This is a genomic window from Pseudomonas sp. JL23 (assembly GCF_056933585.1).
Genome location: NZ_CM167795.1, coordinates 1,312,672 through 1,334,949 on the forward strand (window position 1 = coordinate 1,312,672; position 22,278 = coordinate 1,334,949).

At 60.8% G+C, this 22,278-nt stretch carries 23 protein-coding genes and 1 riboswitch; of the genes, 10 read left to right on the forward strand and 13 right to left on the reverse strand.

Translation table 11 applies throughout. The annotated features are described in order from the left end of the window. Positions 1–137: 137 nt before the first annotated feature. The 5 genes from AC1Z24_RS06115 to AC1Z24_RS06135 all read right to left on the reverse strand — a co-directional run bounded on the left by AC1Z24_RS06115 (position 138) and on the right by AC1Z24_RS06135 (position 4,224). A complete protein-coding gene (locus AC1Z24_RS06115) occupies positions 138–698 on the reverse strand; it encodes an urea amidolyase associated protein UAAP2 (protein WP_483746543.1) in 561 nt (186 codons plus the stop codon). A gap of 116 nt (positions 699–814) precedes the next feature. Further along, positions 815–1,540 carry an urea amidolyase associated protein UAAP1 gene (locus AC1Z24_RS06120; RefSeq protein ID WP_483744938.1) on the reverse strand — a complete coding sequence of 242 codons (726 nt, stop codon included), beginning with the start codon at positions 1,538–1,540 and terminating at the stop codon, positions 815–817. A 12-nt stretch (positions 1,541–1,552) separates the two neighbouring features. Next, positions 1,553–2,317 carry an ABC transporter ATP-binding protein gene (locus AC1Z24_RS06125; protein WP_483744939.1) on the reverse strand — a complete coding sequence of 255 codons (765 nt, stop codon included), beginning with the start codon at positions 2,315–2,317 and terminating at the stop codon, positions 1,553–1,555. Then, positions 2,314–3,129 carry an ABC transporter permease gene (locus tag AC1Z24_RS06130; RefSeq protein ID WP_483744940.1) on the reverse strand — a complete coding sequence of 272 codons (816 nt, stop codon included), beginning with the start codon at positions 3,127–3,129 and terminating at the stop codon, positions 2,314–2,316. The genes AC1Z24_RS06125 and AC1Z24_RS06130 overlap by 4 nt, the downstream gene beginning before the upstream one ends. A gap of 27 nt (positions 3,130–3,156) precedes the next feature. Further along, a complete protein-coding gene (locus AC1Z24_RS06135) occupies positions 3,157–4,224 on the reverse strand; it encodes a putative urea ABC transporter substrate-binding protein (protein ID WP_483744941.1) in 1,068 nt (355 codons plus the stop codon). Positions 4,225–4,283: 59 nt separating this feature from the next. After that, positions 4,284–4,387, reverse strand: a riboswitch (guanidine-I (ykkC/yxkD leader). A gap of 300 nt (positions 4,388–4,687) precedes the next feature. Here AC1Z24_RS06135 and AC1Z24_RS06140 point away from each other — a divergent pair. Beyond that, a complete protein-coding gene (locus AC1Z24_RS06140) occupies positions 4,688–5,158 on the forward strand; it encodes a hypothetical protein (RefSeq protein ID WP_483744942.1) in 471 nt (156 codons plus the stop codon). Positions 5,159–5,217: 59 nt separating this feature from the next. Here the strand turns inward: AC1Z24_RS06140 and AC1Z24_RS06145 are convergent, their stop codons facing one another. Beyond that, the gene (locus AC1Z24_RS06145; RefSeq protein ID WP_483744943.1) at positions 5,218–6,330 is read right to left on the reverse strand and encodes an enoyl-CoA hydratase/isomerase family protein; all 1,113 of its coding nucleotides are present in this window, start codon (positions 6,328–6,330) and stop codon (positions 5,218–5,220) included. Between the two features lie 144 nt (positions 6,331–6,474). Between AC1Z24_RS06145 and ung the strand changes: the two genes are divergently transcribed. Further along, on the forward strand, positions 6,475–7,167 hold the full coding sequence (gene ung / locus AC1Z24_RS06150; RefSeq protein WP_259098588.1) for a uracil-DNA glycosylase: 693 nt from the start codon (positions 6,475–6,477) through the stop codon (positions 7,165–7,167). Between the two features lie 4 nt (positions 7,168–7,171). On the opposite strand, the gene AC1Z24_RS06155 is transcribed toward ung, so the two are convergent. The 4 genes from AC1Z24_RS06155 to AC1Z24_RS06170 form a co-directional block, all read right to left on the reverse strand. Further along, positions 7,172–8,203: an AbrB family transcriptional regulator gene (locus AC1Z24_RS06155; RefSeq protein ID WP_483744944.1), complete on the reverse strand. Its 1,032-nt coding sequence runs from the start codon at positions 8,201–8,203 to the stop codon at positions 7,172–7,174. After that, positions 8,196–9,713 (reverse strand): tripartite tricarboxylate transporter permease, encoded by a 1,518-nt coding sequence (locus tag AC1Z24_RS06160; RefSeq protein ID WP_483744945.1) that lies wholly within the window; start codon positions 9,711–9,713, stop codon positions 8,196–8,198. The genes AC1Z24_RS06155 and AC1Z24_RS06160 overlap by 8 nt, the downstream gene beginning before the upstream one ends. A 1-nt stretch (position 9,714) precedes the next feature. Then, positions 9,715–10,173 carry a tripartite tricarboxylate transporter TctB family protein gene (locus AC1Z24_RS06165; protein ID WP_483744946.1) on the reverse strand — a complete coding sequence of 153 codons (459 nt, stop codon included), beginning with the start codon at positions 10,171–10,173 and terminating at the stop codon, positions 9,715–9,717. 125 nt (positions 10,174–10,298) lie between these two features. Beyond that, entirely contained in the window at positions 10,299–11,330 is a 1,032-nt protein-coding gene (locus AC1Z24_RS06170) for a Bug family tripartite tricarboxylate transporter substrate binding protein (RefSeq protein ID WP_483744947.1), read from the reverse strand. Positions 11,331–11,545: 215 nt separating this feature from the next. Between AC1Z24_RS06170 and AC1Z24_RS06175 the strand changes: the two genes are divergently transcribed. Together AC1Z24_RS06175 and AC1Z24_RS06180 are read left to right on the forward strand one after the other, a co-directional pair. Beyond that, positions 11,546–12,217 (forward strand): response regulator, encoded by a 672-nt coding sequence (locus tag AC1Z24_RS06175; protein WP_483744948.1) that lies wholly within the window; start codon positions 11,546–11,548, stop codon positions 12,215–12,217. Further along, positions 12,210–13,604 (forward strand): sensor histidine kinase, encoded by a 1,395-nt coding sequence (locus AC1Z24_RS06180; RefSeq protein ID WP_259098596.1) that lies wholly within the window; start codon positions 12,210–12,212, stop codon positions 13,602–13,604. The genes AC1Z24_RS06175 and AC1Z24_RS06180 overlap by 8 nt, the downstream gene beginning before the upstream one ends. A gap of 15 nt (positions 13,605–13,619) precedes the next feature. Here the strand turns inward: AC1Z24_RS06180 and AC1Z24_RS06185 are convergent, their stop codons facing one another. Beyond that, positions 13,620–14,441, reverse strand: a complete 822-nt coding sequence (locus AC1Z24_RS06185) for an HDOD domain-containing protein (protein ID WP_483744949.1) — start codon at positions 14,439–14,441, stop codon at positions 13,620–13,622. A gap of 75 nt (positions 14,442–14,516) precedes the next feature. After that, the gene (gene ygfZ / locus AC1Z24_RS06190) at positions 14,517–15,458 is read right to left on the reverse strand and encodes a CAF17-like 4Fe-4S cluster assembly/insertion protein YgfZ (protein WP_483744950.1); all 942 of its coding nucleotides are present in this window, start codon (positions 15,456–15,458) and stop codon (positions 14,517–14,519) included. Positions 15,459–15,600: 142 nt separating this feature from the next. Here ygfZ and AC1Z24_RS06195 point away from each other — a divergent pair, with 142 nt between their 5' ends. Further along, positions 15,601–15,855 carry an FAD assembly factor SdhE gene (locus tag AC1Z24_RS06195; RefSeq protein WP_259098600.1) on the forward strand — a complete coding sequence of 85 codons (255 nt, stop codon included), beginning with the start codon at positions 15,601–15,603 and terminating at the stop codon, positions 15,853–15,855. Further along, positions 15,839–16,291, forward strand: a complete 453-nt coding sequence (locus tag AC1Z24_RS06200; RefSeq protein WP_483744951.1) for a protein YgfX — start codon at positions 15,839–15,841, stop codon at positions 16,289–16,291. The genes AC1Z24_RS06195 and AC1Z24_RS06200 overlap by 17 nt, the downstream gene beginning before the upstream one ends. On the opposite strand, the gene nadB is transcribed toward AC1Z24_RS06200, so the two are convergent. Next, a complete protein-coding gene (gene nadB, locus AC1Z24_RS06205; RefSeq protein ID WP_483744952.1) occupies positions 16,260–17,876 on the reverse strand; it encodes an L-aspartate oxidase in 1,617 nt (538 codons plus the stop codon). The two genes, AC1Z24_RS06200 and nadB, sit on opposite strands and share 32 nt — an antisense overlap. Before the next feature lie 499 nt (positions 17,877–18,375). On the opposite strand from nadB, the gene rpoE reads away from it, so the two are divergent. From rpoE to AC1Z24_RS06225, 4 genes are all read left to right on the forward strand, one after another. Beyond that, positions 18,376–18,957: an RNA polymerase sigma factor RpoE/AlgU gene (rpoE, locus tag AC1Z24_RS06210; RefSeq protein ID WP_259098605.1), complete on the forward strand. Its 582-nt coding sequence runs from the start codon at positions 18,376–18,378 to the stop codon at positions 18,955–18,957. 32 nt (positions 18,958–18,989) lie between these two features. Next, positions 18,990–19,583, forward strand: a complete 594-nt coding sequence (locus AC1Z24_RS06215) for an anti sigma-E factor RseA C-terminal domain-containing protein (RefSeq protein ID WP_259098606.1) — start codon at positions 18,990–18,992, stop codon at positions 19,581–19,583. A gap of 8 nt (positions 19,584–19,591) precedes the next feature. Beyond that, complete coding sequence (locus tag AC1Z24_RS06220; protein WP_483744953.1) at positions 19,592–20,551, forward strand: MucB/RseB C-terminal domain-containing protein; 960 nt, start codon at positions 19,592–19,594, stop codon at positions 20,549–20,551. Positions 20,552–20,827: 276 nt separating this feature from the next. Beyond that, positions 20,828–22,267 (forward strand): DegQ family serine endoprotease, encoded by a 1,440-nt coding sequence (locus AC1Z24_RS06225; RefSeq protein WP_483744954.1) that lies wholly within the window; start codon positions 20,828–20,830, stop codon positions 22,265–22,267. Positions 22,268–22,278: the final 11 nt, after the last annotated feature.

A 22,278-nucleotide genomic window follows, 5' to 3' on the forward strand; every position in this document is an offset into this window, starting at 1 on the left:
TCAGCCGGGAAGGCGTAGATAGGATCGATACGGATCTATCGCCTGTCCTATTGTTTTCCCGGCTGAAGCCGGTCCCACCTAAAGCCTGTTGCATCGCTATCGCCAGCAAGTCGGCTTCTACAGGTGGCTGAGGCCGATCAATTCCAAATCAACAACTCAGCCGCCGTCGGGTTGTAGCCGTTGCACGGGTTGTTCAGTTGCGGGCAGTTGGAGATCAGCAGGATCACGTCCATTTCCGCGCGCAGTTCCACGTATTTGCCCGGTGCCGAGATGCCGTCTTCGAAGGTCAGGCCGCCGTCGGCGGTGACAGGCACATTCATGAAGAAGTTGATGTTCGGCCCGATGTCGCCTTTACCCAGGCGCCCGTCATGGGCACAGGCGCGCAGGTAGTTATCGCGGCAGCTGTGCATGTGGCGTTTGTCCAGGGCGTAGCGCACGGTGTTGCTCTCCTGGGCGCAGGCGCCGCCGAGGGTGTCGTGGCGACCGCAGGTGTCGTCGACGATGGTCAGCATGGCGTGGCCCAGGTTGGAATACAGCACGCTGCCGGTGCTCAGGTAGATCCGGCCCTGGCGGCGCAATGTGCGTTGCACGTCATAGCGTTCACGCGGATTGGCGGCGCTGTAGAACAGGGTGTCTACGGCCTGATTGCCCTCCAGATCGAGGATGCGCAGGGTCTGCCCGGCCTTGATCTCTTTCATCCACGGCTCGCCGGCCGGAATGGTGGCGCGGTACACCGGGGCGCGGGCGAGCTTGGGCGCGAGGATCTGCGAAGCGGCATGCTGATTGGCGTATTTATGGATCATGGCAAGGCTCCTCAGGCGAACAGGCGGTCGGTGTTGATAAAGCCGCGCTCATTTTCCGGGCGCGAAGTACGGCAGTGTTCAGCGACGCTGGCGTCGGCTTTCATCCAGGTCAGTTGCACCGGTTGCGGGGCGTATTGCGGGTTAGGGTCCATGGGGTGTTGCAGGGCGGTCAAAACCACCAGGGTGTCCATGGGCGCGTACAGCTCGATATAGTCGCCGGCTTTGGAATTGTCCGGTACGTAATGCAGCAGCCCGGCGTCGTCGACGTTGACCCGACTGAACAGGTTCAGGGTCATCAGCAGGTCGGACAGGCCCAGGCCCCATTTGCCCAGTTCTACGAGCAGGTTGTCGGCGCCGTTGCGGAAGAAGCCGTTGCGCAGTTCCTGATAGCGGCCCTGGCCGTATTTTTCCTCGACTTCTTCGGCGCACAGCACACCACCAATGCTGTCGCTCCAGCCGCAGGTATCAGCGGTAATGGCGGCGAGGACGCGGCCCATGTCCGAGTACAGACAGTGGCCGTTGGTGAGCTTGGCGGTGTGCTGGCACTTGAGGCTGTCGGGCAGGTTCAGGCGTTCGGTTTTTTCGTTGGCATTGAGCATTGTCAGGCTGACATTGGCGTTGCCGTTGAGGTCGGTCAGGCGCAGCAGTTCGCCGCGCTTGAGCACGAAAGAGCGGTGGCCGCCAGCGGGCAGCAATTCTTCGGCGAATACCGGAAAGAGCGTGGTTGATGCAGTCATGTGTAAGGTCCTTTAAGCCGTTTGCAGGGCTTCGATCGCCGCGCGAGCGGCGCGGCGGTCGGTGTTCAGGGGAATGTCGTAGGTGATGCGCGCGCCATAGGCGCCGGGTGCGTGAGGGTCGTGGCGGATCTTGTCGAACACCATCAGGCGCGTGCCGAGGTTGAAGCCTTCGGACAGGTCGTGGGTGACCATGAACACGGTCAGCCGGGTCTCGCGCCACAGCTCCAGCAGCAGGGCATGCATGTCCTTGCGAATACCGGGGTCGAGGGCGCCGAAGGGTTCGTCGAGCAGCAACACGCGCGGCTTCATGATCAGCGCCTGGGCAATGGCCAGACGTTGCTGCATGCCGCCGGACAGCTGCGACGGGTACTTGTCCAGCGCATGGCCAAGGCCGACCTTGTGCAGCAGCACCGATGCCTGTTCCCGCGCTTCGCGCTTGGCACTGCCGAACAGCCGGCCGAGCAGCGCCGAGCGCGGCAGTTCCAGGCCCAGGGCGACGTTATCCAGCACCGACAGATGGGGGAATACCGAGTAACGCTGAAAGACCACGCCACGGCTGGCATCCGGCTCGCTGGCCAGGGCCTGGCCGTCGAGCAGAATACTGCCGCGACTCGGTACTTCCTGGCCCAGCAGCAGGCGCAGAAAGGTCGATTTACCGCAGCCCGAGGCGCCGACCAGGGTGCAGAACTCACCCTCGGCCACGCTCAGGTTCAGGCCTTCGAGCACCACTTGATCGTCGTATTGTTGCCACACGTTATTCACTGAAATAAAGCTCATGGCCGCGCTCCCTCGTACCAGGGGAAAGCCTTGCGCGTAAGCAGTTTCAGGCCCCAGTCCATCAGCCAGGCGAGCAGGGTGATCCACACCACGTAGGGCAGGATCACGTCCATCGCCAGATAACGCCGGACCAGGAAGATCCGGTAGCCCAGGCCATCGGTGGAAGCAATGGCTTCAGCCGCGATCAGGAACAGCCAGGCCGAACCCAGTACCAGACGCAGCGCGATCAACAGGCGCGGCAGCAATTGCGGCAGCACCACCCGCAGGATCAGGGTCCAGGTCGAGGCGCCGAGGGTCTGTGCCTTGATCAGCAGTTCCACCGGGATTTCCCGCGCGCGCTGTTCCAGGTCCCGGGCCAGTACCGGGGTGATGCCGATCACGATCAGCATCACCTTCGATAGCTCGCCAAGACCAAAGACAATGAACAGGATCGGCAGAATCGCCAGTGGCGGCACCATGGACAGCACCGTCAGCAGCGGTGACAGAGGCGCGCCAAACAGCGGCAACACCCCCGAGGCGATACCCAGGCACAGGCCCAGCAGCGCGCTGATCCCCAGGCCGATCGCCAGACGTTGCAGGCTGGACGCAGTGTCCGCCCACAACAGGTATTCGCCGGTACGGGTGTCAGGCACCAGGGCCATGCGCTTGATCGAGTCGGTCATTTGCACGGCACTGGGCAGCAGTTTGTCGTTGGGGTTCTCCGTCAGCCGCGTGGCCGAGCCCATGAAATAGGCGAACAGCAACAGGGCGAACGGCAGGATCACCAGAATCAAACGGCTGGCGCGATCCGGGCGGCGGTTTATCAAACGCATGGCAAAGACCTTTGTCCGGGACGCGGTTTACAGCTTGCCGTCGGCGGCCATCTGCACGTAGCTAGGGTCGAAGTGCAGCTTGACGTTGGCCTTGTCGCCCTCGATCACACCCTTGGCGAAAGACATGCCGATGGCGCTGGAGTCCTTGGCACCCTGGCCGAGCAGGCCGTGTTCAAAGGAGAAGTCGGCGACCTTGCGCATGGTCTTCGGCAACTGCGCGCTGTTGGCGAACTCCAGGGCTTCTTTAGGCGTGGCGAACAGCTTGGTGGTGTCCAGTTGCGACTGGAAACCGGCCAGGTCAGTGCCGGAAGCCTTGGCCATATGCTCAAGCGCAAGCTTGCTCTCAGCCGACTTGGCGTTCATCAGCGCGACCACTTCGAACCAGGCGCCGGTCAGGGCTTTGCCCAGGGCCGGGTTGTCTTTCAGGGTTTCACTGTTGACCACCATCATGTCCATGATCTCGCCGGGGATCTTGCTCGAGTCGAACACTTCGGTCACGCCGGGCTTGGCCTTGATATCGGCGAGCATCGGGTTCCAGGTGGTCACGGCCTTGACGTCGTCGGTGTTGAAGGCGGCGGAGATGTCGGCGTCGGAGGTGTTGACCACTTTCAGGTCTTTCTCGGTGAGATCGACGCTGTCCAGGGCCCGGGCCAACAGGTAGTGGGAAACCGACAGTTCAACCAGATTGACGTTCATGCCCTTCAAGTCGGCGACCTTTTTGCCGCTACCCTTGATGACGATGCCGTCGTTACCGTTGGAGAAATCGCTGACCACCAGGGCGGTGCTGTCCACGCCGCCTGCGGCAGGGATAGTCAGGGCGTCCATGTTGGTCATGGTGCAGCCATCGAACTGGCCGGCGGTGTACTGGTTGATCGACTCGACGTAGTCGTTGAGCTGGGTGACTTTGATGGTGATGCCGTACTTCTTCGCCCACTTATCGACGATTCCCTGGGTACCTGCGTATTCCCAAGGCATCCAGCCGGCGTAGATGGTCCAGCAGACATTGAAGTCTTTCTTGGCGGCGGCATTGGCGCCCAGGCAGACGGCGGCGAAAACGCCAGCGGTGATGAGGCTGAACAGACGGGACTTTTGCATTGAAGTACCTCCAGTAGTAAAAGGGGCGGCCAGGAGCAACGCGACACCACAGGTGTCCTGTCTCCCGGGCTTTTATCCCGCCGTGTAACCTCTACTGGAGGTCGCCAACTCTCGGACCAGCCACTCGCTGTGTAAGCGAGCCGGAACCCTAGTCAGCTATTGCAAATTGTGGTGCCGCGAAGCGTGTTGACTCCTGCACACCAAGGGCTAAGCGAGAGTTGTGCCAAGTCGCCGCAAGCACCGGTTTCCGGGCCTCACCTGGATGGGAAGAATAAAAAAAGGGCGATGATTGCGTTGAATTGGTGCGCGCGCGCACCGTTGCAGGTCGTCGGAATTATTAAATTTTGTTTTAGGTGAGTGGCACTTGATGGCAGTTAGCCGGTCTTATTTCATGTCCGCCAGATTATGGCGAACGCCCGCCAGCGTCGCTGGTGTGTGCTCTATCGCGGTCCAGGAGGCCGCCATGTATCGACGACCCTTGCTTATTTTCTTGCTGGCTTCGTCTCTGGCCGGTTGCTACTCAGACGGCTACTACCCATCCGAAACCTACTCGCAACCCGTCTATGGCGGCGCAGTCTATGACGGCGGCTATTACAGCCCTTATCGGCAGGAGCGCATCTACGTAGAGCCTTCACGTCGTTACTACTCGCCGGGACCGCGTTATTACCAGGCGCCACCGCCGCCTCGTTACTACCAGCCACGTCCTGATCGAGGCTGGAATGGCGGTGGTGGCGGTGGTGGCAATTGGGGCGGTGGTGGCGGAGGCGGTGGACACTTCCAGGGCAACCCTGGCCGTTCGCCAGCACCTCCGCCGCCGCAATATCGTCCATCGCCCACTCGCGATGACAACTACAGTGGACGCGGGCATGAGTCCGATGGGCCCGGGCATCAGGGGCGCGGTGGACATGGTGGGCCGGGGGGCGGGAATCGCTGAGGCCCATTGCCAGTCGGATCAATTGAGCTGAGTGTCTTCGGACCTCAGCTCTTTTTGTTTCAGTACTCGGTCAAATCCGCCAACGGATGCCGTCCTTCCCACGCCTTGCTGAAATGCGCATCGATCACCGCCTGGGGCACGCTGCCGACCTCCGGCCAGTGCCAGTGGGGCTTATGGTCCTTGTCGATCAGGCGCGCGCGTACGCCTTCGGCAAATTCGGGGTGGCGGCAGCAGTTGAGGCTCATGGCGTATTCCATCTGCAGCACTTCGGCCAGGGATTTGTTGCGGGCCCGGGCGATTTGTTCCCAAACCAGATGAGCTGTCAGCGGGCAGCCGTCGAACAGGGTTTTACCGGCCTTGACCAGCAGCGGGTCGTCGCTGTGTTGCAGCAGGCTGATGGCATTCCAGGCGCCGAGCAGGTTGCCCACGTCCAGGCAAGCATCCAGACGCTCACGACGAGGCAGCCATTGCGCGGCGGGCAGGTGGCCGACGGCTTCCTGTTGCAGGGCCTTGAGCAGGCTGTTGAGCTGAATGTCGGTCTGCTCCTGCCAGTTCAGTTGTTGCAGGCCGTCGATCAGCGCGTCCTGTTGCTCGTCGAGCATAAAACGGTCGGCCAGGCCCAGGTCCAGGGCGTCCTTGGCGTTGATCAGGGCGCCGGTCAGGCCGAGGAACAGGCCCAGTTTGCCGGGCAGGCGCGAGAGGAACCAGCTGGCGCCGACATCCGGATACAGGCCGATACTGATTTCCGGCATGCCCAGGCGGCTGCTCGGAGTGACGATACGTACATTGGCGCCTTGCAGCAGGCCCATGCCGCCGCCCAGGACATAGCCGTGGCCCCAACAGAACAGCGGCTTGGGGTAGATGTGCAGGCTGTAGTCCAGACGGTATTCCGCTGCGAAAAAATGCGCGGCCAGAGGTGGGACTTCGCCGGGATGAGTACGACCGGCCTGGATCAGGCTGCGCACATCGCCGCCGGCGCAGAAGGCCTTGGCGCCGTTGCCGCGCAGCAGTACACAGACGATTTGCGGATCGCTGGCCCACTGGTCCAGACGTTCCTGAAGGGTGATCAGCATGGGCAGGGACAGGGCATTGAGCGATTGCTCGGCGTCCAGGGTGGCGATGCCGATGCGGGCATCGTCCTGAGTGGGTATTTCCTCGAATTGCAGATTCATCGTGACCTCATCGAAACGATACAGATAACCGAAAGCGAACGGGCTATTTGCATCTGAGTGTAGGAAATGACTGCTTTGTTGCCGGGCATTTGACATTGGCGTCTGTGTTTTCTAGGGTGCGCCCATTGTTTCAGGGATGCCACCATGACCAGCGACGACCGTATCAAACTCGAACCCAGCTGGAAGCACGCACTGCGTGAGGAGTTCGACAAACCTTACATGGCTGAGTTGCGCGAATTTCTGCGCCAGGAGCACGCTGCGGGCAAGGAAATCTATCCGCCGGGGCCGCTGATTTTCAACGCGCTCAATTCCACGCCGCTGGATCAGGTCAAGGTGGTGATCCTCGGTCAGGACCCGTATCACGGCCCAGGCCAGGCTCACGGCCTGTGCTTCTCGGTGCAGCCGGGGGTGCCTGCGCCGCCTTCGCTGGTCAATATCTATAAAGAGCTCAAGCGCGACCTGAATATCGACATCCCCAGTCACGGCCACCTGCAATCCTGGGCCGATCAGGGCGTGTTGATGCTCAACACGACGCTGACTGTCGAGCGCGCCAATGCCGCGTCCCATGCCGGTCGCGGTTGGCAGCACTTCACTGACAAAGTGATAGAGGTCGTCAGCGCCCACCAGCCGCACCTGGTATTCCTGCTGTGGGGCGCCCATGCCCAAGGCAAGCGCAAGCTGGTTGACCCTACCAAACATCTGGTCTTGACGTCGGTACACCCGTCACCGCTGTCGGCCTATAAGGGCTTCCTCGGTTGCGGGCATTTCAGCCGGGCCAACACCTATCTGGAACAGAACGGCATGACGCCGATTGACTGGCGCTTGCCGCCGGTCTGAGTCATCAGCCCGGTTCGCGATCCCAGTAACGAAACAGCGGCTCGGCGAGAAACAGCACGAACAGCAGGCGCATGACCTGCATCGCCGTCACCAGTGGCACCGACAATTGCAGCACCTCGGCCGTGAGGCTCATTTCGGCAATGCCGCCCGGCATCATGCCCAGGGTCAGTGAGCGCAGATCCAGATGGGTCATGGCGCTCAACGCCAGGGCGGCGAGGGTGGCAATGATCATGGTCAGCGCGGTGCCCAGCAGGGTGCGGGCCATGAACGACGGCGCACGGCGGAAGAACGAGCGGTTGAAGTGGCAGCCGAGGCCGCTGCCGATCAGCCACTGGCCAATCTGGCTACCGCCCGGTGGCAGAGCAATGTGCAGGTTCCAGGCAATACTGACTGCGGCACTTAGCAACAGCGGGCCGAACAGCCAGGGGTTGGGTTGTTTCAGGCGTTGCCAGCCCCAGGCCAGCAAGGCGCCTGCCGGGAACAGCAGCACCAGCCAGGCCCAATCCACCGTGCCCGTTTGCGGGTTCGGTGCGCCATCGCCCAGCAAGTATTTGAAGATGGCCGGCACGCACAGGACCACGGCCAGTACCCTCAGGCTCTGGGCCGCCGCGACGCTGCTCAGTTGTGCGCCGTTGCGTGCGCCGAGGTTGACCATCTCCCCCGAACCACCTGGCATGCTGGAAAAGAACGCCGTGGCGCGGTCCTCACCGGTGCGGCGCATCAACCAGACGCCGACCACGCTGGAAACGCTGGTCACCAGCGCGCCGAAGAAAATCAGGCCGAAGTGGGCCAGCACCTGCTCCATCACCACGGGGGTGAAATGCAGGCCGATACCGATGCCGACGATCCATTGTCCGCATTTGCGACCGCCGGGGATTTCCGCCAGTTGCCAGGGCGTCAGGCAGCGCACAAGGATGATCGCCAGTAACGAGCCGATCATCCAGGGCAGTGGCCAGCCGACTTGGCTGGCGAGATAACCGCCCGCCAGGCCGACCAGAGGAGTGGCCAGCCAAAGCTTGAGTGGCCTGTCAGACATTATTCAACGCATCGCCTGCCTTTGCCGAACGCCGACGCCAGATACGCACCACTGGCATCAGCAACATGATGGCCGTCAGTACCCAGACGCTCAGGGTGATCGGGCTGGACCAGAGAATTTCCAGCGCACCGTTGGAGATCGACAGCGCGCGACGCAGATTCTGCTCCATCAGGCCGCCAAGGATAAAGCCCAGCAAGATCGGCGACAGCGGGAAGTCCAGCTTGCGCAGGATGTAACCGAAGATGCCGATGCCAACCATCATGAACAGGTCGAACGTGGTGGCGTGCACGGCGTAGACACCGATCCCGGTGATGATCGCGATGACTGGCACCAGTGCCCAGTTCGGCACGGCGAGGATGCGGGTGAAGACGCGGATCATCGGGATGTTGAGGATCACTAGCATAACGTTGGCGATGAACAACGAGGCGATCAGGCCCCAGACGATATCTGGCTGTTGCTGGAACAGCAGCGGGCCGGGCGTGATGTTGTACAGCGACAGGGCGCCGATCATCACTGCGGTGGTGCCGGAACCCGGAACGCCCAGGGTCAGCATCGGCACCAGAGCACCACAGGCCGCGCCGCCGATGGCGGTTTCCGGGGCGGCGAGGCCGCGCATGTCGCCCTGGCCGAATTTGCCGGATTTACCCGCGAGGCGTTTCTCTGTCATGTAGGCCACGGCACTGGCCAGCGTTGCGCCGGCCCCTGGCAATACGCCCATGATGAAGCCGAGCAGGCCGCAGCGCAGGTTGACCACGAATACCGAAGACGCTTCCTTGATGTTGAACATCATGCGCCCGGTAGCCTTGACCGCTTCCTGGCCGTGGTGGGTTTTCTCCAGCAACAGCAGGATTTCGCTGATGGAGAACAAGCCCAGTACCAGTACGACGAATTGAATGCCGTCGGCCAAGTGCACGCTGTCGCCGGTGAAACGATAGACGCCGCTGTTGGCGTCGATGCCGATACTCGACAGAAACAGGCCGATCAACGCCGCGATGAAGGTCTTCAGCGGACGATTACCGGCCATGCCGCCAAGGCAGACAATGGCGAATACCATCAGTACGAAATATTCCGCCGGACCGAAGGCAATCGCCCATTTCGCCAGCAGCGGCGCGAACAGGACCATGCCGCAAGTGGCGATGAGCGCGCCGATGAACGAACTCCAGGCCGACAGCGACAGGGCCACGCCTGCCAGCCCCTGACGGGCCATTGGGTAGCCGTCCAGGGTGGTCATGACTGTGGAAGCTTCGCCGGGAATGTTCAGCAGGATCGAGCTGATCCGGCCACCATATTCGCAGCCCAGATAGACCGCTGAAAGCAGGATCAGAGCTGATTCAGGTGGCAGGCCCAGGGCGAAGGCAATGGGGATCAGCAGGGCCACGCCGTTGATCGGGCCAAGGCCCGGCAGCAGGCCGACGACGGTGCCGATCAGGGTGCCGCACAGTGCGGTGATGAGGTTGTAAGGGGTCAGCGCAACGCCGAAGCCTTGGCCGAGATAACCGAAAGTATCCACATTAATTCTCCAGGAATTCGAGCATGCCCAGGGGCAATGGAACATCCATGGCTTTGTCGAACAGCAGGTACAGGGCAACGCTCATGAAGATCACCACGACCGTGCTCGCCAGCCATTTGCCGCCATACAGACGGGCCATCGGGATGCCGATCAGGATGCTGCTGAGAATGAAGCCAAGGGGTTCGAACAGGCCGGCGAAAACCAGCAGCAGGACGACGCAGACGCTGATTTTGATCAGGGTCTCGCGGTCCAGTGCCGGTTCGTCTTCGCTGTGGACGATGGGCGTCGGGCGAATCAGCTGGTACAGCAGCGCCAGGCCCATCAACCCCAGCATCAGCAAGGGGAAGGCCCGCGGGCCGACGGGTTCGTAGGAAAACGACGCTTTGTAGGGCCAGGCCATGACGGCCAGGGCGATGCACACCAGCAGCAGGGCGCCGGTGAAGATTCTTTGCAGGATCATGTGGGGAACTCCGGTTGCACGGTATGAAGCACCGCGCTGCCGCAAAATAAACACTCATGTGGGACCGGCTTCAGCCGGGAATGCTTCTTCCCGGCTAAAGCCGGTCCCACAAGGGTTCTGCGCCGTTATTGGATCAGACCAAATTCCTTGGCCAGGCTCTTGTACTCGGCGACCTGTTTCTTGACGTAGGTGTCCAGTTCCTGGCCGGTCATGGCGAAGGGGAACAGTTCACGCTGGTCGCGCAGCTTGGCGAAGTCTTCCGAAGCCAGCAGCTTGTCGAACGAAGCCTTCCACCAGTCGTACTCTTCGTCGGTCACTTTCGGGCCGAGGTAGAAGCCGCGAACCACAGGCCAGACGATGTCGTACCCCTGTTCCTTGGCGGTAGGAATGTTCTTCATTTCCGGTTCTTCCAGGCGCTTCTCGGAGAACACCGCGAGCAGACGCATGTCACCGCTGAGAATGTGCGGCATGGAGTCGGAAATGTCGGTGCTGCCAACCTGGATGTGACCACCGAGCAGGGCGGTGACGATCTCGCCGCCGCCTTCGAGGGCGACGTAGCGCAGGTCACGCGGGTTGATCCCGGCGGCCTTGGCGATCAGGGCGGTCTGCATCCAGTCCTGGCTGCCGACGGTGCCACCGGAACCGATCACGACTTTACTCGGATCGGCTTTCAGGGCCTTGACCAGATCGTCGAGGTTTTTGTACGGCGAGTCGCTTTTCACGGCGATGGCGCCATAGCTGGTGCCGACGGCGGCCAGCCAGCGCACGGCGTTTTCATCGAAACGACCGAACTTGCCCTGGGCCAGGTTGAGCAGCGAACCGCTGGACCACGCGATCAGGGTGCCAGCATCGGCAGGGCGCTGGGCGACCACGGCGTTGTAGGCTACTGCGCCGACGCCGCCGGGCATGTAGGTCACGCGCATGGGTTTGGTCAGGATTTTCTCGTTGACCAGTGCGCTTTGGGCCAGCTTGCAGGTTAGGTCGAAGCCGCCACCAGGCGCTGCCGGGGCGATGCATTCTGGACGCTTGGGTTCGGCGGCGGACAGTTGGGAAGCGAACAGCACGCAGCCGACGGCCAGAGTGGCGGACTGAATGAGACGGGTAAGGCTTGTGGTAGACACGGATGGACGGGGGCGAGAGTGCAGGATCTGCATCATTTGATAACTCCGTTTATTGTTTTTATTAACGAAAGCGCATCTGCGGCACCTTCTGTTTCTCCATGTTAAGTGGCGAAGCTTTCGCAAACCTTTCAGCTACCTTGCAAACACCGCGAATCCGATTTTACTTGCTGACGGGCTTCACAGGCCGGGGCACGACGGTAAACTCCGCCACCGGGCAATCTCCCCACACACCTATAAAACAGGAGACGTCGATGCGTGTTCTTCTCGTCGAAGACCATCTGCAACTGGCCGATAGCGTGGCCCAGGCGCTCAAGGGCGCGGGGCTGACGGTGGATGTGCTGCACGATGGCGTCGCCGCCGATCTGGCCCTGAGCAGCGAACAATATGCCGTGGCGATTCTTGACGTCGGCCTGCCGCGCATGGACGGCTTCGAGGTGCTCGCTCGCCTTCGCAGCCGTGGGCAGAATCTGCCGGTGCTGATGCTGACCGCACGCAGCGATGTCAAGGATCGGGTCCATGGCCTGAACCTGGGGGCCGACGATTACCTGGCCAAGCCATTCGAGCTGTCCGAGCTGGAGGCGCGGGTCAAGGCCTTGCTGCGGCGCAGTGTACTCGGCGGCGAGCGGCAGCAGCGTTGCGGCGTACTGGTCTATGACCTGGACACCCGGCGTTTCACCCTGGGCGACGAGTTGCTGACCCTGACCTCCCGCGAGCAATCCGTGCTGGAAGCGCTGATCGCCCGGCCGGGGCGGGTGATGAGCAAGGAGCAACTGGCGGCTCAGGTATTTGGCCTGGACGAAGAGGCCAGTGCCGACGCCATCGAAATCTATGTTCACCGCCTGCGTAAAAAACTCGACGGTCAGCCAATTGCCATCGTGACCTTCCGCGGTCTCGGTTACCTCCTGGAAAGCCGCGATGCTTAATCAGGACAGCCTGCGCTGGCGGCTGCTGTGGAATCTGGGCCTGTTGTTGACTGTATTGATGCTGGCCAGTGGCTTGAGTGCTTACTGGAATGGTCGTGAGGCGGCCGACACAGCCTATGACCGCACTCTGCTGGCCTCGGCCCGGACCATTGCGGCCGGGGTCTCGCAACGCGATGGCACCCTGAGTGCCGACGTTCCTTATATCGCCCTGGATACCTTCGCCTACGACAGCGAAGGACGGATTTACTACCAGGTCAATGACATCAATAAAAAGCTGATTTCCGGCTACGAGAACCTGCCGCCGCCACCGCCGGGCACCCTGCGCACCGACGATTATCCGGCCCTGGCCAGTTTCTACAGCGCCCGCTATCAAGGGCAGGACGTGCGCGTGGTCAGCCTGCTCAAGCCGGTCAGCGAGCCGGACATGCAGGGCATGGCGGAGATAAGGGTGGCCGAGACGGAAGAAGCGCGGGTGAAGATGGCCCGCAGCCTGATGGCCGATACCTTGTTGCGCCTTGGCATGCTCGGCGCGGGGGCGTTGCTGCTGGTCTGGTTTACTGTCAGCGCCGCATTGCGTCCACTCGAACGGATCCGTACGGCGGTTGAAGAGCGTCAACCGGATGACTTGCGTGCCTTGCCCATGGTTGAGGTGCAGCATGAATTGCGTCCGCTGGTCAGTGCGCTGAACCACTTTACTGAGCGCCTGCGCTTGCAATTCGAGCGGCAGGGGCAGTTCATCGCCGATGCCTCGCATGAACTGCGCACCCCCTTGGCTGCGCTCAAGGCCCGGGTCGAACTGGGGTTGCGCGACCCGGAGCCGAGCCATTGGCGCACGACCCTTGAAGCGGCTGCCCAGGGCACGGACCGCCTGACTCATCTGGCCAATCAGCTACTGTCTCTGGCCCGCATCGAGAATGGTGCCAGGGCGATTGCCGAGGGCGGCGCCCAGAGTCTGGATCTTTCTCAACTGGCCCGTGAACTGGGCATGGCTATGGCGCCGTTGGCCTACGGCCGCGGCGTTTCCCTGGCACTGGAGGCTGACGAGCCGGTCTGGCTGCGCGGTGAGCCGACGTTGCTCAACGAGCTTTTGAGCAATCTGATTGACAATGCCTTGGCTCACACGCCGGTAGGCGGCAATGTGATTTTGCGGGTCTACGCGCCGGGGATTCTTGAGGTAGAGGACGATGGCCCGGGTATTCCGGAAGCCGATCGTGCGCGGGTGTTCGAGCGCTTTTATCGGCGCAACCCGCAGAGCGCCGGCTCGGGCCTGGGCCTGGCCATTGTCGGCGAGATCTGCCGGGCGCATCTGGCCCAGATCAGTCTGCATGACGGCGAGCCTCACGGGCTCAAGGTGCGGGTCAGTTTCGTCGCCGCATCCCTGAGCTGACTTTGCCGGGTCTGCTCAGTAGAGCATGACCTTGGCTTCATCCATCTCTGCCGCCAGATGACCACCGGCCAGATCCAGGCGCAGCGCATGGAAGGCGGGCAGGCTGCTGATATCGATCTGGCTGAACGGGTGTCCGGTGTCGCGATAGGTATGCACCGTTGCGACCTGAACCAGGTCGATATAGTCGGCGCTGGCCGAAATTCGCTCGAAGTTCTGGTATTGCGTCGGGACTGTGGCCAGATGTTCGGGGAAATCCCACGAGCGCAGCAGGCGCTCACCAATGATCGGATGAATGTGCTCAATCACATGATTCAGGCTGACCGGGTCGGACAGTAATTCGAAATGGTCTTCGGCGTAGGTCAGGATCGGCAGCACGCCAATCAGATGGATCAAACCCGCCAGGGTCGCCTGGTCCGGCTTGAGGTTGAGAATGTTCAGGCACAGCGAATAGCTGATACCCGCTACTTGCAGGCTCTGCTTCCAGATATCGCGCATTTTCTGCTCGATAACCCCGGACTTGGCGTGGAACATCTGCTCCACCACCAGGCCGATGGCCAAGTTGCAGGTGTAGTTGACCCCCAGCCGGGTAATCGCGGTATTGACGTCGCTGACTTCGAAATTGGGGCGCAGCAGCGGGCTGTTTACCACCTTGATCAGGCGCGCCGACAACGCGGTATCGCTGCCAATGACTTTACTCAAGGCGGCGACGCTGATTTCCGTATCTTCTGCGGCGAGGCGGATTTTCAGTGCTACTTCAGGCAAGGTCGGCAGGAACAAGGCATCTCTATCGATGGCCTTGATCAAATTTCTCTGCACCTCGTCAGCCATCTTGCTCATCTTGCATCTCTTGGGCATTGGGGTGGTGAGATGCCCGCCAGTCTCGGACAGGGGCGGGCAGGGGCCATGGCTGGCTTAACGCTGGGTTTCGAGTTTGCTGTCCAGGGCGTATGGCAGTTCGTTCAAGTGTAATGCCGGGCCGTCGGCGGCGTTGAGACGGATATCACCATTTTCCACCGCGTCTGCCTGCAGCACGGCCAGTAACTCGATACCTTGCTCGCCTTGCGCGGCGATCACCACATTGCCCACCGAGCTTGCATGCACCGGGGAAAACAGGGCAGCGCCCGCTTCCGGCAGGTCGCTACCGTCCAGAGACAGGCGATACAGGCGGCGCTTGAGTTTGCCCAGGTATTGCATGCGTGCAACGATTTCCTGGCCCGTGTAGCAGCCTTTCTTGAAGCTGACGCCGCCGACGGCCTGCAGGTTGATCATCTGCGGGATGAATTCTTCTCGGGTCTGGGCGAACACCTGGCCGATGCCAGCGCGGATTTGCCCCAGCAGCCAGTCATTGAGCGAGCCTTCAGCCAGCTGCGCGGCCAGGCGCAACTGCACGTCGGCGGCCTGTGCAACCGGCACCCAGAGTTCGGTGCGGTTGGGCGAGACACGAATGGCGATCAGGTCGTTGGCGCGGGTGACGGCGTCGGTGTCGTGAGCCAGCTCCAGACCCAGGCTGACCAGCGCCCCATCACCATCCTGAAGACCGAAGCGGGCCCAGGCGGCACTTTCGTCGGTCAATTTGGATTTGGAGAACACTGCGTATTTTTTCAGATCGGCCAGTTGTGCCTCGATCAGTTCGCTGGCCATGGCCAGCAGGCAGCCATCACCTTGCAGCAGAATGCGGAAGCTCGACTGCATGCGGCCTTTTTGCGTGCAACGGGCACCGAGGGTCGCCTTGGCGTCGCTCAGGTAGTCCATATTGCAGGTCAATTGGCCTTGCAGGAATTTGCTGGCGTCCACGCCGCGAACGGCAAGAACCCCTTCGTGGGAAAGCGGGCAGAAGAAAGCTGAGTCGGCCATGGTTCATCGCAGGAAAAAAGTCTGGGGCACATCATAGTGCCGAGTGTTGATTATGGGTACATGAAAACTGCTGCGACCATTGGGCCATTCGCGCAAGCGCCTTGTGGCTGTATACTCGCGGCCTATTTTGAGGAGCCCCTCCATGGTCGAAGAAGTCGAACTCAATCGCCTTTACTGGCACAGCCGCCGCGGCATGCTCGAACTGGATTGCCTGCTGGTGCCTTTTGTCCGTGAAGTCTATCCAACCCTCAACGACGTCGATCGCGATCTGTATCGCCGTCTATTGACCTGTGAAGACCAGGATATGTTCGGCTGGTTCATGCAGCGTGCTGAGTCAGAAGACGCTGAGCTGCAGCGCATGGTTCGCATGATTCTGGATCGTGTCCAGCCGCAGTGATTTCTTCCAGTGCCGTTGGCGCGCCTCGCGGTGGCTGCTGACGGCTTATCTGGGCGCCCAGTGCCTGGCGCTGTTTTCCCTCTGCTGGCTTGATATCCCACCCCGCGCCCTGGTGCTCGGGGTTTTTGGCTGCCTGCTGCATGCAGCTTATATGCTCCCGCGAGCAATCATATTCAATAGTGCGCAGGCTTTTACCGGCCTGCGTCGCGACCGTGACGGCTGGCAGTTATGGAGTGCAGAACAGGGTTGGCGACCGGTGCAATTACGCCGCGACAGCCTGGCCCTGCCTTTATTGATTGTCTTGCGCTTTCGTCTGGCGGGCCGGGGCCGGGTGCGCAGCGTGTGCATCCCGGTCGATGCCCTGGCGCCGGACGAACATCGGCGACTGCGGCTGCGTTTGAAGTTCAGCCGACGAAGGTGGGCGGCACCAGAATAGTGTCCAGCGCTTCGGGCAGCATGTCCGGATAGTCCAGAGTGTAATGCAGGCCGCGGGATTCCTTGCGCTCCATGGCTGACTGAATCATCAGCTCGGCCACCTGGGCCAGATTGCGCAGCTCGATGAGGTCACGGCTGACCTTATAGTTGCTGTAGAACTCATCGATCTCATCGAGCAGCAGGCGCACCCGATGCTGGGCGCGCTGCAAACGCTTGTTGGTGCGCACAATGCCGACGTAATCCCACATGAAACGCCGCAGTTCGTCCCAGTTGTGCGCAATGATCACGTCTTCGTCGGAATCGGTGACCTGGCTGGCATCCCAGCCCGGCAGGCTTTGCGGTACTTCGACCGTCGACAACTTGCCGATGATGTCGGTGGCGGCGGAGCGCGCATAGACGAAGCACTCCAGCAGCGAGTTGCTGGCCATGCGGTTGGCGCCATGCAGGCCGGTGAAACTGGTTTCGCCGATGGCGTACAGGCCGGGCACGTCGGTGCGGCCATGGCTGTCCACGACCACGCCGCCGCAGGTGTAATGCGCAGCAGGTACAACCGGGATCGGCTGGCGAGTGATATCGATGGAGAATTCCAGGCAGCGTTCGTACACCGTCGGGAAGTGGCTCTTGATGAATTCGGCGGGCTTGTGGCTGATATCCAGATAGACGCAGTCGATGCCCAGGCGCTTCATTTCATGGTCGATGGCCCGGGCGACGATATCCCGTGGGGCCAGTTCGGCGCGGTCGTCGAAGCGCTGCATGAAGCGTTCGCCGTTGGGCAGCTTCAGGTAGGCGCCTTCGCCGCGCAGGGCTTCGGTCACCAGAAAACTCTTGGCTTGCGGGTGATACAGACAGGTCGGGTGGAATTGGTTGAACTCCAGATTGGCCACCCGGCAGCCGGAGCGCCAGGCCATGGCGATACCGTCGCCGCAGGCACCGTCCGGGTTGGAGGTATAAAGGTAGACTTTTGCCGCGCCACCCGAGGCCAGTACGACGAAGCGCGCGCCGTAGGTATCGACTTCGCCGCTGGTGCGGTTGAGCACATAGGCGCCGAGGCAGCGATCGCCTTCCAGGCCCAGGCGCCGCTCGGTGATCAGGTCGACGGCGACGCGCTGTTCCAGCAGTTCAATATTCGATCGCGTACGGGCCTGGGCCAGCAGCGTCTTGAAGATCGCCGCGCCGGTGGCATCAGCCGCGTGAATGATGCGTCGATGACTGTGGCCGCCCTCGCGGGTCAGGTGAAACTCGAAACCGCCATCTTCCACCGTGGACTGGTCGTCACGGGTGAAGGGCACGCCCTGGTCGATCAACCACTGGATGGCCTCGCGGCTGTGCTCGACGGTGAATCGCACCGCTTCTTCATTGCACAGGCCGCCACCGGCGTTGAGGGTGTCCTCGACGTGGGACTGCACGGTATCGGCGTTGTCCAGCACAGCAGCAACGCCGCCCTGGGCCCAGAAGGTGGAGCCGTTTGCCAGGTCGCCCTTGCTCAATACCGCGATACGCAAATGGCCGGGCAGGGTCAGGGCCAGGCTGAGCCCAGCTGCACCGCTGCCAATGACTAGAACGTCGTGCTGAAAATGTTGGCTCATTTCTTATTTCCGCGAGTCGCGGCCACTAGTATATGTAGGGGTGGACCGGCACAATAGCTGCGCTTTATTGGCATTGTGAGGCCACAGCGGGCTCGGATTGTGCGCCAGTCAGATACACCCTGCATATTGTTTTTCCGGAGGAGAAAAGTGCTGGTGTCGTACGATGACTTGGGCGTAATCCGATCGGACCGCTGAGTTTTTACAACCGACTGCAAAACCTGGGAACTTTTCGTGAGTGCCCACGTTCAATAGACGGTTGCCTATAAAGGGACAGCGTCGGCTTTACGCGGGGCTCGAAAGCAGCCACCGCCGGCGAATTCGACGACAAGATTATTGACGCAGCCGACCTAGGTCGAGCTGCGTTTTTCGTGCAGGCCAAATCAGTGTCCGCAGGAAACTTGCTTGAAGGGGGAGAACTTTTGCCAAAAGCCCGAGTCTATGTTTGCAAGCCTGAACAATCGCTGAGGCAATGCTCCTTCAAGCTCAATGAGGAGTGTTCATGCTAACCCAGGAAGAGGATCAGCAGCTGGTCGAGCGCGTACAGCGCGGTGACAAGCGAGCGTTTGATCTGCTCGTGCTGAAATACCAGCACAAGATTCTCGGGTTGATCGTGCGGTTTGTGCACGACACCCATGAAGCCCAGGACGTCGCACAAGAGGCCTTTATCAAGGCCTACCGTGCACTTGGAAATTTTCGCGGTGACAGCGCCTTTTATACATGGCTGTACCGTATCGCCATCAACACGGCGAAGAACTATCTGGTGTCGCGCGGTCGGCGGCCGCCGGATAGCGATGTAAGGTCTGAAGACGCGGAGTTCTACGACGGCGATCATGGCCTCAAGGACATCGAGTCACCGGAGCGGTCATTGTTGCGGGATGAGATCGAAGGCACTGTCCATCGAACTATCCAGTTACTACCAGAAGATTTGCGTACGGCGTTAACTTTGCGTGAATTCGATGGTCTGAGTTATGAGGACATTGCCAGTGTTATGGAATGTCCGGTGGGTACCGTGCGCTCTCGCATATTTCGCGCTCGGGAAGCCATCGATAAAGCCCTGCAACCTTTGTTGCAGGAAACCTGAGACAGCGGCGATAGCCAAGAGAGGAAACCGCCATGAGTCGTGAAGCCCTGCAGGAATCGCTGTCCGCGGTGATGGATAACGAAGCGGACGAATTGGAATTACGTCGGGTACTGAGTGCCATTGACGATGCGGATACACGGGCCACATGGTCGCGTTATCAGTTGGCTCGTGCAGCAATGCATAAAGAGCTGTTGGTTCCTCATCTGGATATTTCGGCAGCTGTATCTGCCGCTATCGCCGATGAAATCAGCCCGCTCAAGCCCGGTCGTGGTCCTTGGCGTACCCTGGGTCGCCTGGCCGTCGCTGCTTCGGTTACTGTCGCCGTTCTGGCGGGTGTTCGTCTGTACAACCATGACGACATCGCTGGTGCACAGTTGGCGCAACAGGCTCCACAGCCTGCCAATCTGTCGGTTCCACAAGTTAAAGGCCCGGCTGTACTGGCGGGTTATACTGAAAGCTCCGAGCAAGCCAGCGGCCCAATGGTCAATGGTGTGATGCAGGGTCAGGCCGGTTGGCAGGATCAGCGTCTGCCAGGCTATCTGCGACAGCACGCTCAGCAAGCAGCATTGAAGGGTACTGAAAGCGCCCTGCCTTACGCACGTGCGGCCAGCCTGGAAAACCGTTAAGGAGGATCATGCAAGCCATCCGTCTATTGCCTTTGCTGTTGAGTGGATGGCTGGTCCTCCCAGTACATGCCGATGATGCGCAGGACATGCTCAAGCGTCTTGCGCAGGCCGAGCAGCAGCAGAGTTTCCAGGGTACGTTCGTCTACGAGCGCAATGGCAGCTTTTCCAGCCATCGGATCTGGCATCGCGTCGCTGACGGTAAGGTCCGTGAGCACGTGCTGCAACTCGATGGCTCTGCCCAGGAACTCCTGCGTGTCGATGGCGTGACTCAATGCGTCAGTGGCACGCTCGCCGATGGCGTGAGTAATCTGCCTGATTCCCCCGCCCATGGTCTGGATGCCAAGAAACTGGCGAACTGGTACGACCTCAAGGTCGCCGGAACCTCGCGAGTGGCCGCCCGACCGGCAACCATCGTCACCCTGACACCCAAGGATCCGCACCGTTACGGTATCGAATTGCATATCGATAACGAGACCGGCTTGCTGCTCAAATCGCTATTGCTTGGCGACAAGGGCCAGTTGCTGGAGCGTTTCCAGTTCACCGGACTTAATACGTTCGACCCGCCTACCGATGCGATGCTGCAAGCCAGTGCTGACTGCAAGCCTGTGGAATCCGTCAAGGCGAGTTCGAATGCCGCCGCCAAGCCGCTGGGCTGGCGTTCCGACTGGTTGCCGCCAGGTTTTGAGCTGACCAACAGTTCGGTGCGCAAGGAGCCTGCGACCAAGTCCACCGTCACCAGCATGATGTATGACGATGGTCTGGCGCGTTTTTCGGTGTTCATCGAGGCGTTGAGCGGTGCCGCAGTCACGGATATCCGTACTCAGTTGGGGCCGACGGTTGCAGTTTCCCGCCGCCTGACCACGCCCAAGGGCGATGTAATGGTCACGGTCGTGGGCGAGATACCCCTGGGAACGGCTGAACGTATCGCGCTATCGATGCGCAGTGTCGATGCACCGGTTAGCAAGTAGTCGGTGGATGGGGTTGAAAGGCCAAGATGTAAAAGGTTTCATTTTGGCCTTGTGTGGCCGTAAGACAGGCGTTTGCAGGGCCTGGGGCTACCACGTTGAAATGTCTGGAGATGTTTTCACGTTGCAAAATCGTAAGAATTTTTCTTCTATAGGTCACAGCTTCGCAGCTCTGGCCTTTGTTGTTTCCGGGTCCATTCAACGCAGGCAAGAAGCTATCCACGGGATATCTTCTTGCCTGCGTACTGCTTACTTATCCTCGTTGTGAACGGGAGCCGTATGTCGATACCACGCTTGAAATCCTACTTTTCTCTGGTTGCCGCCCTGCTCATGCTGGGTCAGGTCGCCGCTGCCCAGGCAGAAGCCCTGCCGGACTTCACCAGCCTGGTGGAGCAGGCCTCGCCTGCCGTTGTGAACATCAGTACCCGTCAGAAAATGCCCCAGCGTTCAGTCGCCGGTAACCAGCCAGACCTCGAAGGCCTGCCGCCAATGCTCCGTGAGTTCCTCGAGCGCAGCATGCCGCCAGGCTCCCGTGCGCCAGGCAAGGGCGGTGGTGGCGGTGATCGTCAGCGTGAAGCGCAGTCCCTGGGTTCGGGCTTCATCATTTCGGCAGATGGTTACATCCTCACCAACAACCACGTCATCGACGGTGCCGATGAAATCATCGTGCGCCTGTCCGACCGTAACGAATTGAAGGCCAAGCTGGTCGGCACTGATCCACGTACTGACGTGGCCGTGCTGAAAATTGACGGCAAGGACCTGCCTACCGTCAAGCTGGGCAACTCCGACAAGCTGAAAGTCGGTGAGTGGGTACTGGCCATTGGTTCGCCATTTGGCTTCGACCATTCGGCGACCAAAGGTATCGTCAGTGCCAAGGGCCGCAGCCTGCCAAACGACACTTACGTACCGTTCATCCAGACCGACGTAGCGATCAATCCGGGTAACTCCGGCGGTCCGTTGTTCAACATGGCTGGCGAAGTCGTGGGTATCAACTCGCAGATATTCACCCGTTCCGGCGGCTTCATGGGCCTGTCGTTCGCGATTCCGATCGACGTGGCAATGGACGTGGCCAATCAGCTCAAGGCCAGCGGCAAGGTCAATCGTGGCTGGTTGGGCGTCGTGATTCAGGAAGTCAGCAAGGATCTGGCTGAGTCCTTCGGCCTCGACAAGCCGGCCGGTGCCCTGGTTGCCCAGGTCCTGGAAGATGGTCCCGCAGCCAAGGGTGGCCTGCAGGTCGGTGACGTGATTCTCAGCGCCAACGGCCAGCCTATCGTTATGTCGGCCGACCTGCCGCACCTGATCGGCAACCTCAAGGACGGCACCAAGGCTGACCTGGAAGTCATCCGTGACGGCAAGCGCAAGACCCTGACTGTGACCGTCGGTGCACTGCCCGACGAAGGCCAGGAAATGGGTGATTCGGCACCGGGCGTCGAGCGCAACAGCAATCGCCTGGGTGTTTCCGTGGTCGACCTGACCGCTGAGCAGAAGAAAACCCTCGAGCTCAAAGGTGGCGTGGTCATCAAGGATGTTCAGGATGGTCCTGCGGCGCTGATCGGCCTGCAGCCAGGTGATGTCATCACTCACTTGAACAACCAGGCCATTGCCTCGGCCAAGAATTTCACCGATATCGCCAAGGATCTGCCGAAGAATCGCTCCGTGTCCATGCGCGTGCTGCGTCAGGGCCGTGCAAGCTTCATCACCTTCAAACTGGCTGAGTAACACTAGCCGGA